This window comes from Corynebacterium mendelii, assembly GCF_017307055.1.
In the GTDB taxonomy this organism is placed as follows: domain Bacteria; phylum Actinomycetota; class Actinomycetes; order Mycobacteriales; family Mycobacteriaceae; genus Corynebacterium; species Corynebacterium mendelii.
Genome location: NZ_JAFLEQ010000008.1, coordinates 442625 through 457478 on the forward strand (window position 1 = coordinate 442625; position 14854 = coordinate 457478).

Sequence of the window (14854 nt, forward strand, 5' to 3'; positions counted from 1 at the left end):
GGTGCGTGTGCCCCGCGCCGGCATGCCCGTGCTGTCCGCGGGCCGTTGTCAAACGTGGTGCCATGACCCGCGGGGGCGGTGGACTTTCATCCACCGCCCCCGCGGTTTTTTTGCGTGCCGCCGGTGTTTTTCCCGGACCCGGCTGTGACCGCGGCCATGGTGGGGGACTGGTCGACGTACCGTGCGCTGTGGGGGCGCGGGGCCTTCGGGCCGGCCGGGGGTGTGGCGGCGGTAGGGTGTGGGGCATGGGATTTCGCAGAGGAAAAAAGAAGATCATCGCCCGCACACCAGGTGAACTCGATGCCATGGAGGCAGCCGGCCGTATCGTCGGGGAAGCTTTGGTGGCGGTGCGTGACGCGGCGGCGGAGGGGATGAGCACCAAAGACCTCGACGACATCGCCGAAGAGATCATCCGCTCCCGGGGCGCCTACCCGACCTTTCTCGGCTACATGGGCTACCCGGCAACAGTGTGCGCCTCAGTCAACGACATCATTGTCCACGGGATCCCGGACAGGAAAACCGTGCTCAAACACGGCGACCTGGTCTCCATCGACTGTGGCGCCACCCTTGATGGCTGGGTGGGTGATTCCGCCTGGACATTCGGTATCGGGGAGACCTCCGGCAAGGCCACCGCGCTCAACCAGGCGACCCGGTTTGTGCTCTACGAGGGAATGAAAGCCATGGTGCCGGGAAACCGGCTCACCGACGTGTCCTGGGCGCTGGAAAAAGCCACCGACGAAGCGGAGGAGAAATTCGGGGTGGAGCTGTTCATTGTCGACGGCTACGGCGGCCACGGCATCGGCCATGAAATGCACGAGGAGCCGTTTTTGTCCAATGAGGGCGCACCCGGCAAAGGCCCGCTGATCCAGGAAGGTTCGGTGTTGGCCATTGAACCGATGCTCACCCTGGGAACCGTGGACTCGGTGGTCGCCGACGACGAGTGGACGGTGGCCACCACCGACGGATCCTGGGCCTCCCACTGGGAGCACACGGTGGCGGCCACCGCTTCCGGGCCGCGGATTCTCACCCCCCGCACGGTCGCCGACTGATTTATCCGCTGCCGGAAAGACCCCGCAGGTGGTTGACCCGCCCCGGCCCCGGGGCGGGTGGCCGTACAGGCCACCCCCGGTGGGCCGGGATCGCCAGGGGCGGAAGAATTTCACAGCGACCACATGAAAGTGGGGTGGGGCACAGTTTCGGGGCTGCAGGGGTGGCTGCCGGCGCCGGGCCGGGATACGCGGCCAGCGGGGCGAACAGGCTTTCAGGCCCGAGTGGGCGGCCGGGGCCGGCGGATGCTGCCGCAGCAGTGGGGACAGGTGCCGTCCGGCCCGGGGCCGCTGCCGTGGCCCGGGCCGGTTTTCCCGGCCCGGCCTGTGTGCGTCTAGACTGGCCCCCATGAGTTTTGCAGCGCGTTACGCGAAAAAAGCCGCGGCAATGGTGGTTGTTGCCGCCGTATGTGTCACTGCACCTGCGGCGCAGGCCGCCGAAGCATCCCCGGCCGCCGGTTCCTCCGGCGTGGCGTGGAATCTCCACGAGGGCCTCTACGGCTCCTCCGATGGGCTTCCCGAACCGCTGAAGGGCACGCTGCTGACTGTGGCCGACAGCATCACCAATGTTCTGGCCCCCGGCCTTTTGGCGCGCAAAGCCCAGGAAGCCGAGCAGGCCCGCCTGGCGGAGGAAGCCCGCCAGCAGCCCCAGCACCCCGGTTTCGATCCGTCGAAATGCCCGCCGTCGGCCCGCGCCTGCCTGGATCTCGACAACGAGATCACCTGGCTGCAAAAAGACGGTGTCGTCACCTACGGCCCGGTGAAAGAATCCGCCGGCGCCCCCTACCCGGCTACCGCCACCCCCCGTGGCTCGTTCCGGGTGCTGCGCAAAGTCAAAGACGAAATCTCCTACGTCTACGACAATGCCCCCATGCCCTACGCGGTGTACTTCACCAACAACGGCATCGCCTTCCATGAAGGCAGCATCGATTTGTGGTCCCACGGCTGCGTTCACCTGACCCACCAGGACGCCAAACACTACTTCGACAATCTCAACATCGGCGACGAGGTCTACGTCTTCTAAATAAGGACACGGGCCCGACATAAAAGCCACCCAACCCCCATCAACCCGGCCCCGCTTTTTTGAAAGCTTGTGTTCCACCAGCGCAACCTTTGTGAAAAGCGGGGCCGGGTTCGTCGCGCGCGGGGCGGGGGAGCGGCCGGGCGGCTTTCTCCTGGCGCGCCGGGGCGGGGAAATTGCTCTTTTGCCAGCTTGTGGGTATAGTTGACCGACGGTGTGCACAACCAGTGCGCGCCGCGCCGCTTGCAGCGGTAGTTCAGTATGCAATCTACCAGGCGATAGACGGTTTTTACCGACCGGAAAATTTCGCCGGGAAATGTGGAGTACATGGCAAAGAAGGAAGGCGCAATCGAGGTAGAGGGCCGCGTCGTCGAGTCCCTGCCCAACGCGATGTTCCGTGTCGAGCTCGACAACGGGCACAAAGTTCTTGCGCACATCAGCGGCAAGATGCGCCAGCACTACATCCGTATCCTCCCCGAGGATCGCGTCGTGGTGGCTTTAAGTCCCTACGACCTGACCCGCGGACGCATCACCTACCGCCACAAGTAAAAAAACATCAAGCCTCCTCAACCCCCGGCACGTGCACGTTACGTGGCGCGCGGGATACGTGGACACCAAAAGGCGACAGACACGCAAACGTCGTCAGCACCGGAGAGAAGGTGGCCGCTTTCAGCGGCCGGTTCACCCGGCTGACGCAGAGTTTCTCGCACCACGCATCCGATCTGCTTTGGAAAAAGAGCAACGCGCCCAAAGACACGGACCATCCCACGGGTTTTCGGCGGAAGGCATCCAGCCTTCCTCCAACCCGGGTATCCGTGCGGCACGTGCCGAGATTTTTCACCTTCGGCAATCGGTGGCCGAAGCCCCGTGTAACTGGCCCCCACCGTCCGGCATCCGACCGGGCAAAGCGGGCTTTTGACGGGGACGGGTGGGGAGAAAACCACCGCAACAACCGGAAGGACAATGCCATATGGCACGCCTTGCTGGAGTTGACCTCCCGCGCAACAAGCGCATGGAAGTCGCTCTCACCTACATTTACGGCATCGGGCCCGCCCGAGCCAAGCAACTTCTGGAGGAGACCGGCGTCTCCCCGGATCTGCGTACCGACAACCTGACCGATGAGCAGATCGCCGCTCTTCGTGACGTGATTGAAGCCACCTGGAAGGTCGAGGGTGACCTCCGCCGCCAGGTGCAGGCCGATATCCGCCGCAAGATCGAGATCGGCTGCTACCAGGGTCTGCGCCACCGCCGCGGTCTTCCCGTCCGCGGACAGCGCACCAAGACAAACGCGCGTACGCGCAAAGGTCCGAAGAAAACGATCGCCGGAAAGAAGAAGTAACCTATGCCTCCGAAGAGCCGTTCCGGCGCGCGCCGCACAGGGCGCCGCGTCGTCAAGAAAAATGTGGCCCACGGCGCCGCATACATCAAGTCCACCTTCAACAACACGATTGTCTCGATCACCGATCCCTCCGGTGCCGTGATCTCCTGGGCATCGTCCGGGCACGTCGGGTTCAAGGGCTCCCGCAAGTCCACCCCGTTTGCCGCCCAGATGGCAGCCGAAAACGCTGCACGCAAAGCCATGGACCACGGCATGAAGAAGGTTGACGTTTACGTCAAAGGCCCCGGTTCGGGCCGCGAAACCGCCATCCGCTCCCTCTCGGCCGCAGGCCTTGAGGTCGACAAGATCGTCGACGTGACGCCGCAGCCCCACAACGGCTGCCGCCCGCCGAAGCGTCGCCGCGTCTAAGGGAAAGGAAGTCTAGACAGATATGGCCCGTTACACCGGACCCGCAACCCGTAAATCCCGCCGCCTCCGCGTCGACCTCGTGGGAGGGGACACCGCCTTCGAGCGTCGCCCCTACCCCCCGGGACAGGCAGGCCGCGCCCGCATCAAGGAATCCGAGTACCTGCTCCAGCTGCAGGAAAAGCAGAAGGCCCGTTTCAACTACGGTGTCATGGAAAAGCAGTTCCGCCGCTACTACGCCGAAGCCAACCGACTTCCCGGCAAAACCGGTGACAACCTGCTCGTCCTGCTCGAGTCCCGCCTGGACAACGTCATCTACCGCGCAGGTCTTACCCGCACCCGCCGGCAGGCCCGCCAGCTGGTCAGCCACGGTCACTTCACCGTCAACGGCCAGCGCGTGACGATTCCCTCCTACCAGATTCAGAAACACGACATCATCGATGTCCGTGAGCGCAGCCGCAAGATGATCTGGTTCGAAGAAGCCCAGGAACTCATTGCCGATGCCACCACCCCGGCATGGCTGCAGATCGTTCCCGACACCCTGCGCATCCTCGTGCACCAGCGGCCCGAGCGCGCCCAGATCGACGTCCCGCTGCAGGAACAGCTGATCGTCGAGTTCTACTCGAAGTAAACGGCTCCCGCCCCGGTGGATATCCGGTGGCGCATCCGGTTGGATCTTTTCCTCCCGCGCCGCCGGCAGCACACCGGCAGGGCTGTTGTCGATAACTTTCATTTCCCTTCCCGCCACAGTGCGGCTGCGCGGCCGCCCGGTTTTTGAAAAAAACCGGCTGAGCCAACCACCGCCGGCGGGAAGCACCGGAACGGCCACCGGTGGTCCCGCGCCCCGCGCGGGGCTTTCAACGGCCACTGATTTTCCGTTACCTGGCGTCATATAGCGGGCGCCACACTGCAAGGAGAAGTTCACATGCTCATCTCGATTCGCCCCTCGCTGACAGAGGAGCCCATCGACGCTTCCCGCTCACGGTTCATTTTTGCGCCGCTCGAGCCGGGATTCGGCTACACGCTCGGCAACTCGCTGCGCCGCACCCTGCTGTCGTCCATTCCGGGCGCCGCCGTGACCTCGGTCAAAATCGATGGTGTGCTGCACGAGTTCACCACCATCCCCGGCGTGAAAGAAGATGTCTCCGACATCATCTTGAACATCAAGGGACTGGTGCTGTCCAGCGACTCCGACGAGCCGGTCGTGATGTACCTGAGCAAACAAGGCGCCGGGGAAGTCACCGGCGCCGACATCCAGGCTCCGGCGGGAGTGGAAATCCACAACCCCGACCTGCACATCGCGACGCTCAACGAGACCGGCAAACTCGAGATTGAACTCGTCGTTGAACGTGGCCGCGGCTACGTTCCCGCCACCATGGCGGGCGACACCGGGGAAATCGGCCGTATCCCGGTCGACCAGATTTACTCCCCGGTGCTGAAAGTCAGCTATAAAGTTGAAGCCACCCGTGTGCAGCAGCGCACCGACTTCGACAAGCTGATCATCGACGTGGAAACCAAAAACTCGATCAGCGCCCGTGATGCGGTTGCCTCCGCCGGTAAAACCCTGGTGGAGCTGTTTGGTCTGGCCCGGGAACTCAACACCAGTGCCGAAGGCATTGAGGTTGGACCCTCCGGCCAGGAGTCCGAGCACATGGCCGCATACTCCATGCCGATCGAGGAACTGGACTTTTCGGTCCGCTCCTACAACTGCCTGAAGCGGCAGGACATCCACACCGTCGGTCAGCTTGCCGAGTGCAACGAATCCGACCTGATGGATATCCGCAACTTCGGGCAGAAATCCATCAACGAAGTGAAAATCAAGCTCGCCGGCCTGGACCTGACCCTCAAAGATGCCCCGGAGGATTTCGATCCCACCACCATCGAGGGTTACGACGCCGAAACCGGCGGCTACATCGACAACGACGCCGACGACACCGAGTAGGAAGCCACGCGAGGATCCGTCCGGCCACGCCGGTCGGGTCCGCATGGCCCCCAAGACGACACAGATTTTACGAGGAGTACTCACATGCCCAAGCCCAAGAAGGGCCAACGTCTCGGCGGCTCGGCCTCCCACCAGCGGAAGATTCTGTCGAATCTCGCGGCCCAGCTGATCGAGCACGAAGCCATCAAAACCACCGACACCAAGGCGAAGCTGCTTCGCCCCTATGTCGAAAAAATCATCACCAAGGCGATCTCCGGCACCCTGGCCGACCGCCGCAACGTGCTGAAGCTCATCCCGAACAAGAACGTGGTGAACTACCTCTTCGAGGAACTCGCCCCGCGCTTTGAGGGACGTCCCGGCGGCTACACCCGCATCATCAAGCTGGAAAACCGCAAGGGCGACAACGCCCCCATGTCCCAGATTTCCTTCGTCTTCGACGCCCTGCCGGATGCGGACGCGCGCGCACAGCGTGTCGCCGCCCAGCAGAAAGCCGACCAGGCCAAGGACGAGGACAAGGCCGACGAAGCTGAGGAAGCACCGGTGGACAAGACCACCGCAACCGACGCTGATGCCGACGCCGACGCCGACAAAGCTGATACCGCAGACAAAGACGACAAGTAAGTCGTCCCCCATCCACCGGCCGTCTTCCGGCCGGTGGATCGGCCCGGTACAACACGCCTGACCCCGCGATCCTGTCACAGACAGGGACGCGGGGTCAGTCGTTTTTTCCGCGGCGCCACAATCAACCACCCGTGGTGGCAGCCGGCGGTGCCGGCACCGTGCGGGACCGTCGTTTTTCCGGCCCCGGTAGACTATTCGCCCGTGGCTAACCCAGCGAAAGATTGTGTCCGTCTCCGATTCACCGTCGCCTACGACGGCACCGCGTTCAACGGGTGGGCCAAACAGCTGGGGCAAGACGGCGTGCGCACCGTCCAGGCGACCATCGAGCAGGCCCTCGAGCTTGTGTTCCGCCGCCCCTGTCCGCTGACTGTGGCCGGGCGCACCGACGCCGGGGTGCACGCCACCGGGCAGGTCGCCCACGCCGATGTGCCGCGGGAGGTGCTCGGCGAACGCTCCATTGGCGGGGATCCGGCGAATCTGGTGCGGCGGTTGAGCCGTCTGGTGCCGGACGATATCCAAATCCGTGATGTGGCGTTCGCACCGGAGGGCTTCGACGCCCGTTTTTCCGCCCTGCGCCGCCACTACATCTACCGGGTGACAACCAACCCGGGCGGAGTGCTGCCCACCCGGCGCATCGATACCGCCGCCTGGCCGAAACCGGTTGATCTCGACCGCATGGTCCGGGCGGTGGCACCACTGGTGGGGCTGCACGATTTCGCGGCCTTTTCCAAATACCGTCCCGGGGCGACCACCGTACGGGACCTGCAGCGTTTCGACTGGGTGGATGTCTCCACCGCAGAGCAACCCCAGACCTATCAGGCATACGTGAGCGCGGATGCCTTCACCTGGTCGATGGTCAGGAGCCTGGTCGGTGCCAGCCTGGCAGTCGGGCAGGGCCGCCGCGCCATCGATTTCATGGCCGGACTGCTGGATGAACGCAGCCGGTCCCCACTGGTTCCGGTGGCCCCGGCAGCCGGGCTGACCCTGGTCGGTGTGGACTATCCGGCGGACAGTCAACTGGCGCAGCGGGCCGATGAAACCCGCGGCATCAGGGTGCTTCCCGGGGAAGAACACCGGGCGGCGGGCAAAGGCTGCCCGGACACCAACCCCTTTTACTGACCCCGGGGCACCATCGCCCCGGGGTGCACACCGGTTCGCGGCACGGTTTTTCCGCAGCCTTGGATCCACCCCGCGCGCTTGAGCTTATCCGGCTGCCCCGTGGGCTAGAATTCGGGGGCGTTGGGTGCGCAGATGCATCCTTGTGACACGCCTTTTTTACTGCACAAAAACGAGGACCAACTTTTCCGCCGTGTACCACGCAAGCATCATCGTCATCGCGGTCTTTATCGGACCGGGACTTGTGCTGTCCTGGCTGTCCGGGCTGAAACTGCCGTGGGCGATGGCCGCCTCGATTCCCGTCAGCTTCGGCCTGTACGGGATCGCCGGATGGGCTTTGGCCGAAATCGGCCGCCCGTTCACCATCACCAATGTGGCGTTGTTCTGTCTCGCCGCCACCATCATCGGGATCATGTGGCGGCTGCTTGTTATCGCCGTGTCCCGCTGGTCTAAGCGCCGCCGCAAACAAAAAGAAACCGAGGATGATGATCCGGCCGGGCCAGATGAGGGCGATGGGCCGGAGAAAACCGATGGCCCGGATAAGGCTGCTGAACCGGACAAGGGCACTGATCCTGATGAAGCCGACAGCGGCGACGATGCTGCCGCCCCCACTGGTGTTGCCGGAAAGCCGGCCGGTGGTGGGGCAGCGGACAACCGCGCCGACGGCACGCCTGAAACAGCAGATGCCGGAAAGCCTGCTGCCGCACCCGCTGCGGCGTCCCGGGTGTCTGTGGTGGTTGAACCGGCGGATGCCGGCCAGTCCGATCCGGTGGCGAAGACAGAAGTCGTGGCCGGTGGCCCGGCCGACAGCACACACGACAGGCAGACCCGTTCCCCCCTCGCCGGTCTCATCGACGGCTCGGTGCTCGACCCGGTGTGGCTGCTGCCCGGGGCCGGGGTGCTGGTCGGTATCTGGCTGATTGCCTCCCGCGCCCTGGATGTGCTGCAGCACGCCCGCGGCGGGATGAACAATATCTACCAGGGGTGGGATGTGCAGTGGCACGCCAACGAGGTGCGCTACATTCTCGACTCCGGTATCGCCTCCGCCACCGAGATGGGCAAACTGATGCACATTGAGGACCAGCGGGCGATGTTCTACCCCTCCGGCTGGCATGCCGGCACCGCGATGGCCGCGAAAATCGCCCACATCACCCCGGTGCAGGCGGTGAACCTGTCGGGCATCCTTCTTCCGGCGCTGCTGCTTCCCCTGGCCGCGGCCCTTCTGGCGTGGCGGCTGGTCGGCAACCGGGGGCTGTGCGCCCAGATGGCCGCCGGTTTCGCGGGCATTCTCGTCGCCGTCCCGCCGGTGCTGTACTGGGTGGGCATGTATGTCGGCGCCTGGCCGTATCTCGCGGCGATCAGCATGTGCGGCATAGTGGTGGCGCTGATCATGTCCGTTCCCGCCCAACCGGTGCGGATGTGGGCCGGGGCCTGGGCGTTCGCCGGGGCGGTGGCAACCCACCCGTCGGCGGCCACCGTCATTGTGCTTCCGCTGTTGCTGTGGTGGCTGACCCGCCTGGTGATCATTCCGTCGAAAAAAACCACCGGTGTTGCCGGGGGGATCACAATCCGCCTGCAAGACCTTGCGCTTCTGGCGGTGACCGGCCTGGTGGGCACCCTGCTGGTGCTGCCGCAGATCATCGCCGGAATGAACCAGACCGGGGAAGTGGAATCGTTCGACGCCACCGAAAACGTCACCCGCGCCGAGTCCTGGCAGATGGCCTACCAGCTGGTGACCCGGCACGCCGAATTCTTCGGCCCCAACCCGTGGATTCTGTATTCGGGGCTGATTGGCGGGGTGATTGTGCTGCTGTGGCGGGGCAATGTGTGGGGGCCGCTGTTTTACGGGCTGTCGCTGGCGATCACCGTCAACGCGATCAAACCCTTCGACCAGCCGTGGCAGTCGCTTCTGGCCACTGTCGGCAGCCTGCACTACAACACCCCGCACCGGCTGATCATGCCGGTGGCTTTGCTGACTGTCGCCGCCAGCGGCATTGCCCTGGCCGCCGGGCTGAGGCTGCTGTGCGGCGGATGGCTGAAAAAATACGTCTACACCACCGGCACACTGGCGGTTGTCGCCGCGCTGCTGGCCGGCTGGGTGATCGCCGACCGGGTGCCGGCTTCGATTGCCCGGGTCTCCGGGTTCGCGCTGATGGCCGACCGCAACGGGCGGATGGTCGATCACACCGATGAGAAAGCCTGGGACTGGCTGGCCCGCCAGCCGAAAGCCTACGACGGCATCATTGTCAGCGATCCGGCTGACGGCTCCGGGTGGATGTACGCCTACAACGGGCTGCCCAGCCTGTTCCGCCACTACCTGTGGCCCGATCCGCCCTATCTGAGCGCCACCCACAACCTGTTCTGGTATTCCAACCGGCTCGGCGAGGGAAACCTCGATCATCCGGAGATGAAAAACCCGGCCGATATTTCCGCGGAAACTCTCGGCGCGACATTCATCTACGTCTCCCCGCCGAGTTTCTGGGAATTCCAGAAAACCAACCCGGACCTGTCGTCGAATCTGTGGGACACCGCCGGGGTGACCCCGGTCTACCGCGACATGCAGGTCACCATTTTCGCCGTCAATGCCGCGTTCACCGACGAGGAACTGGACCGGATGCGCGCCCCCGGCAACTCGCCGGAACCGCTGCCGCCGCTGGTCACCCGCGGGCAGGCGGGGGTCGCCGACGGGGTGGCGGATGCGAAAAAGCCCTACTACCACCGGCCGACACAGCCCCTGATGGGGCCGGCCGAACAGTTCCACTCCCAGGCCGAGGACGAAGCCCGCAAAATCGCCGAATCCCTGTGGCCGCCGAAACCGGACAACACCTGACAAGACCCCACCCGGCTCCCGGGTGGGGCACCTGCCCGGATACCCGCCTTCCCGTATCCGGGCTGTAGGCGGCGATCCCCGCCACAGGGTCCCCACAGCCGGGCCGGGGCCGGCACGGGCTTTTTCCACACTTCCCCACCTTTTCGGGGCGGGCTGTGCCCCGCGCACCACAAGCACAGGTAATCTGGGGGCGCGTTCGTGGATGATCCGGGGGTGTGGAAACAGACCGGCGGATTGGTCGTCCACGGCGCTGTCTTCTTGGCACCAACCACAGTGCCCGGCCCGGGGGAGGGGCCGCAGGCGACGGGGAAGTCAAGGGGACACACCAGCTGCACACATTTTTTCCGGGGGGTTGATTTTCCGGTGCGTCCACCGCTTGTTACCACCAAAGCACAGGTCACAGGGCATGCCTTTTTGATGCGGCGGGTCTGCCACGGCCTGGTGTTCGGCGATATCCGCATGGTCCATGATCCGTTGTCCTCCCGCTCGCGGGGACTGTCTTTCGGGCTGGTCGCCGTGGTCCTGGGGTGTCTGGGCGCCGGGGCGATGGCCGTGTTTTCCCCCGACCCGGATCCCGGTGACGCCGCTATCGTGCGCACCGAAGCTGGCCGCTACCTGACGCTGATCGACGGGGTGTACCATCCCACCGCGAATTTGACCTCGGCCAGGCTGATCACCGGGCAGGCCGATGATGCCGCCCCCATCGGCAGCCGGGCGCTGGGGCGGATCAGCCAGGGCATCCCGGTGGGTATTCCCGGCGCACCCGATCTGATCGACGGCACCACACCGGCCGGTATCGGCTGGTCGGTGTGCCACACCGCGGCCGGAACCCTCACCGTTGCCGACCCGGTGGACCAGCCCACCCTCCTGGAGCGGATCGGACTCAAAAAATCCCCGGCGGCGCACCCGGACGGCCCCCGCCCGGCAGGCGGCCCGTCCGCCCGGCCGTCGGCCGCCGCCGGGTCGGCGGCGGGCCGCACCGGGCATGCGGTTGATCCCGGGATGGCCCGCGGCGAGCAGGGGCCCGCCGACCGGGCCGCGGTGGCCGGGAAAGAGGAAATCACCGTCCGCGCCGAGGATCTTCCACCGGTTCTGCCGGAAGGCACAGCCCTGGTCGCCCGCAGCGCCGGGGCGGACTGGCTGGTCACCGCCGGGAAAAGGCAGCGGATGCCCGATGCCGAGACTCCTTTCGGGCAGGTGGTCCGCCGGGAGCTGTCGATTACCCCGCTGACCCCGCGCTGGCATGCCCCGGCCGCGGTCCTCAACGCCGTCGGGGAAGCCCCGCCGATGGCACTGCAGCCCGACGCCCGGGTACTGGTGTCGCCCACCGGGGGCCTGTGGCTGAAAACACCCGGGGGATTGAGTCGGCTGACCCGGTTGCAGGCGGATATCTACACCGGCGCCGGGGTGAAAAAACAGCAGGTTCCCGACGCCTACATCAGGGCGCTGCCGGATGCGGCTGTCGATATCCGCCTGCCCGCCGACACCGTCGACATCATTGACCCGGCGACCCTGCGGATTTGCGTCACCGGCGACAAAGGGGAAGTCTCCGCGGGCCCGGCCGTCCCGCCCACCGGGGTGGAACTTCCCGGTGAGCTTGCAGCCACCCGCTACATCTCCCCGACAGCCGGATCCGTGTCCGTTGACACCGGCAGCGGCTGGTGGGTGATCACCCCCTACGGGGCGCGCCACCGGGTCCCTGATGCCGCCACCCTGGCGGTGATCGGTGTCGACCAGCCGGCCCGGGCACCCTGGCCGGTGATCCGTCTGCTTCCGGAAGGCCAGCCACTGACCAAACAACGCGCCCTGGAACCCGAATACGGTTTCTACCGGGCACGGCGCCCGGAGGACGGCGACTAGACCGGCCGGGCCGGCCCCGGCGGCGGGAGGAGACACAAAGCACCGCCCGCCGCGGAAGAAAAAACACCGCTAGGCACCGGCGCGGGTGCCGCGTCGCCTGCGGCGCAGGCGCGCCACCGGCGGGATGGTCGGCCGCAGGCCGGGGCGCAGCAGAAAAGCGAGGACCGCCGCGGTCACGGTGGCGGCGAGGGTCGCCGCGGTCACCGACGCGCGCCGCCTGCCGGTGGTATCCGGCGGGCCGGGTGCGGCGACCTGCACGGTGCGGGCGGGACGGGGATGGTCGTCGTCGTCGCGCAGAAACGTGATCGCCCGGTAAGGATCGACCGCCCCGGTGACCGGGTCGGTGGAGGCGACTATCCGGTCCCGGATCTGCTGCGGGCTGTCCAGCGGGAAACGCTGCTTGAGCAGCGCCGCCACCCCCGCCACCCATGGGGCGGCGAAACTGGTGCCCACCAGCGGGGTGGGGGTGTCGGGATCCCCGGTTCCCAGAATCAGCCCGTCCCCGGCGGTGGACAGTCCCACCGGCACCCAGCCCGGCCCGGCGACCGCCGGATCGGTGGCGGCGACAGCGAAATCGGCCGGTTCCCCGGCCGCATCGACCGCGGTCACCGACAACACGGTGGGTCCGACCGCCGGGTAGACCACCGAATCGGCTTCACAGGCACCGCCTTTGTTGCCTGAGGCGGACACCACCACCGTTCCCTGCGCTTCCGCCCGCGCCAGGACCTCCTCGATGGGGGCGGTGTCGACACGGGCGGCCACCGACGGTTTGACGCAGGAGACCACCGAAATATTGATCACCTGCGCCCCCTGGTCCAGCGCCCGCCCGATGGCTTCGGCCAGCGTCGCCAACGAGCCCGCCCGCCCGGCGGGGGTGGTCACCGCGGCACTGGTCTGCCGGATGGTGACAAGGTGTGCCCGCGGCGCGACACCGGTGGGAACCATGCCCGGATCCCCGTCGGCGGTCAGCGCGGTGGCATCCCCTGTGCCGGCGGCGATAATGCCCGCCACGATGGTGCCGTGGGCATCACAGTCGAACAGGCCGCCGTCGATGGTGTCGCCGTCGATGAAATCCCCGCCGCCGGTGAGGGCGGGAAGATTGTCGTGCGGCGACACCCCGGTGTCAATGACTGCCACCGTGACCCCTTCACCGGTGGCCAGCCGGTGGGTGGCCTCCAGGGAACGGTTGCGGGCGATGGCCGCCGCCCGGTGCATGTCGTCGGCGTCGACGACGGGCACGCACCCGGTGGGAACCGTCAGCGCGGGAGACTCCTCGGCGGGGGCATCCGGAGCAGCCGGTGCCGCCGGGGCGGGATCCTGCACCGGCGGGGCCGGCGGTGGTGGTGCGGGCGGCCGCCGGGGTACCGCCGGTGTCGGCGCGGGGTCCGGTGGCGGCGGTGCGGGTGGCGGCGGGGACGGTGCCGGTGGGGGCGGCTGCTGTGGCGGGGCGGACGGCGGCGGTATGGGCAGCCGGTGACGCCGGGGCAGTGGCGGCGGGTGCAGCCGCACCCGCGGCAGGAGTGCCGGCCGGCCGGGCGGTAGCGGCAGCTGCGCGTCAACCGGCGGTGCCGTGCCGGTTGCCAGCGCCGCCGTCAGCCCCAGTGAGGCCACCGTCCGGGACAGCTGTGCGCCGACACCGCGGCGCGGGGTCACAGCGCCACTCCTCTGATGGCGGTGAACAGTCCGGAAAGATGGGCCGCCAGGGGAATGGCCACGGCGATGCACACCACCTCCAGGCGCTCCAGGTGGCGGATCATCGGCGGGGAGAGTTCGCGGACATACGGCGCCCAGGCGCAGGCGGAATAGACAATCGCGGTCGCCGCCACACCAGCCGCCAGCACCCAGAGGTGCTCGTGGCCGTTGACCAGGGTGTTGCCGATCAGCCCGGCGACCGCGGACAGGGTCCACACATGCAGCGCCCAGCGGCCGGCCGCCGTCCGCAGGCGGTCGGTGTGCAGCGCCAGGCCGCCGGCCACGGCAATGCACAAGGCGGCGGCCACCGGGCCGCCGTGCCAGCCGACGAAGGCGATCGCCGGGGCGCCGGCCGCGGCGGCCCCGGCGGTGATGCCCGTTAAAAATCCCACCGCGGTTTCCGCTTTAGTTTCCGTGCCGTCCCCGGCGGTTGGGGGATCGGGCATCTGTTCCCCGGCAGGGGCCAGCGCCGGAACACCCAGCCCGGCCAGATGCACGCACACCGTGGGGCTGAGCACCACGGTGATCAACGCCACGGCGGTCGTACCCGCCAGAAACTGCTGCGGGGTGGTGGCGACCGTGCCGAAAACGGCGGTCAGACAGCCCAGACACCCGACGGTGGTGATGGCGGTGATCACCGCCGGCGGCACCCGGGCCACCGCCACCGACGCCAGCACCCCGACCAGGCCGGCCGCCGCGGTCAACAGCAGCGACAACCCGGCCCGCCCGGCGGTGTGGGGACCCAAGGCGGTGTATCCGGCGGCGGCTGAAAAACCGGCGGCGGCAAGGGTGGCCACCGACACCCCGGCGACAGTGTCGGCGGATGCAAGCCGGGTGCTGCGGTCGATGATCCCGGCGGCCACCACCGCGGCGGCAGCGGCGAATACCCAGCTCACCACTGCCGGAAGATCGGTGGCGAACCTGTTCAGCAGCGCCGCCGAGCCGGCGATACCGACGGCGGCAGCCACCGCCGCCAACCCGT

The 14854-nt window shown here is 67.0% G+C and carries 13 protein-coding genes; 11 read left to right on the forward strand and 2 right to left on the reverse strand.

Annotation, left to right across the window (positions count from 1 at the left end):
• Window positions 1-245 precede the first annotated feature (245 nt).
• The 11 genes from map to eccB all read left to right on the forward strand — a co-directional run bounded on the left by map (window position 246) and on the right by eccB (window position 12180).
• Window positions 246-1049 (forward strand): type I methionyl aminopeptidase, encoded by an 804-nt coding sequence (gene map / locus JZY06_RS05225; RefSeq protein ID WP_207118875.1) that lies wholly within the window; start codon window positions 246-248, stop codon window positions 1047-1049.
• A 346-nt stretch (window positions 1050-1395) separates the two neighbouring features.
• Window positions 1396-2070, forward strand: a complete 675-nt coding sequence (locus JZY06_RS05230) for a L,D-transpeptidase (protein ID WP_207118878.1) — start codon at window positions 1396-1398, stop codon at window positions 2068-2070.
• A 324-nt stretch (window positions 2071-2394) separates the two neighbouring features.
• Entirely contained in the window at window positions 2395-2616 is a 222-nt protein-coding gene (gene infA / locus JZY06_RS05235; RefSeq protein WP_207118881.1) for a translation initiation factor IF-1, read from the forward strand.
• A 421-nt stretch (window positions 2617-3037) separates the two neighbouring features.
• The gene (gene rpsM, locus JZY06_RS05240; RefSeq protein ID WP_207118884.1) at window positions 3038-3406 is read left to right on the forward strand and encodes a 30S ribosomal protein S13; all 369 of its coding nucleotides are present in this window, start codon (window positions 3038-3040) and stop codon (window positions 3404-3406) included.
• 3 nt (window positions 3407-3409) lie between these two features.
• The gene (rpsK, locus tag JZY06_RS05245) at window positions 3410-3814 is read left to right on the forward strand and encodes a 30S ribosomal protein S11 (RefSeq protein ID WP_207118886.1); all 405 of its coding nucleotides are present in this window, start codon (window positions 3410-3412) and stop codon (window positions 3812-3814) included.
• A gap of 22 nt (window positions 3815-3836) precedes the next feature.
• Window positions 3837-4442, forward strand: coding sequence for a 30S ribosomal protein S4 (gene rpsD / locus JZY06_RS05250; RefSeq protein ID WP_207118889.1), 606 nt, complete (start codon window positions 3837-3839; stop codon window positions 4440-4442).
• Window positions 4443-4736: 294 nt separating this feature from the next.
• Window positions 4737-5753 carry a DNA-directed RNA polymerase subunit alpha gene (locus tag JZY06_RS05255; protein ID WP_207118891.1) on the forward strand — a complete coding sequence of 339 codons (1017 nt, stop codon included), beginning with the start codon at window positions 4737-4739 and terminating at the stop codon, window positions 5751-5753.
• 84 nt (window positions 5754-5837) lie between these two features.
• Window positions 5838-6374 carry a 50S ribosomal protein L17 gene (gene rplQ, locus JZY06_RS05260; RefSeq protein ID WP_207118894.1) on the forward strand — a complete coding sequence of 179 codons (537 nt, stop codon included), beginning with the start codon at window positions 5838-5840 and terminating at the stop codon, window positions 6372-6374.
• Window positions 6375-6575: 201 nt separating this feature from the next.
• Window positions 6576-7493 (forward strand): tRNA pseudouridine(38-40) synthase TruA, encoded by a 918-nt coding sequence (truA, locus tag JZY06_RS05265; protein WP_207118896.1) that lies wholly within the window; start codon window positions 6576-6578, stop codon window positions 7491-7493.
• Window positions 7494-7683: 190 nt separating this feature from the next.
• The gene (locus JZY06_RS05270) at window positions 7684-10320 is read left to right on the forward strand and encodes a DUF6541 family protein (protein ID WP_207118898.1); all 2637 of its coding nucleotides are present in this window, start codon (window positions 7684-7686) and stop codon (window positions 10318-10320) included.
• 363 nt (window positions 10321-10683) lie between these two features.
• Entirely contained in the window at window positions 10684-12180 is a 1497-nt protein-coding gene (eccB, locus tag JZY06_RS12480) for a type VII secretion protein EccB (RefSeq protein ID WP_207118900.1), read from the forward strand.
• A gap of 69 nt (window positions 12181-12249) precedes the next feature.
• On the opposite strand, the gene JZY06_RS05280 is transcribed toward eccB, so the two are convergent.
• Window positions 12250-13419, reverse strand: a complete 1170-nt coding sequence (locus tag JZY06_RS05280) for a S8 family serine peptidase (protein WP_207118902.1) — start codon at window positions 13417-13419, stop codon at window positions 12250-12252.
• Between the two features lie 410 nt (window positions 13420-13829).
• Window positions 13830-14854: ubiquitin family protein (locus JZY06_RS05285; protein ID WP_207118904.1), on the reverse strand; the 1025-nt coding region annotated here is incomplete at its 5' end.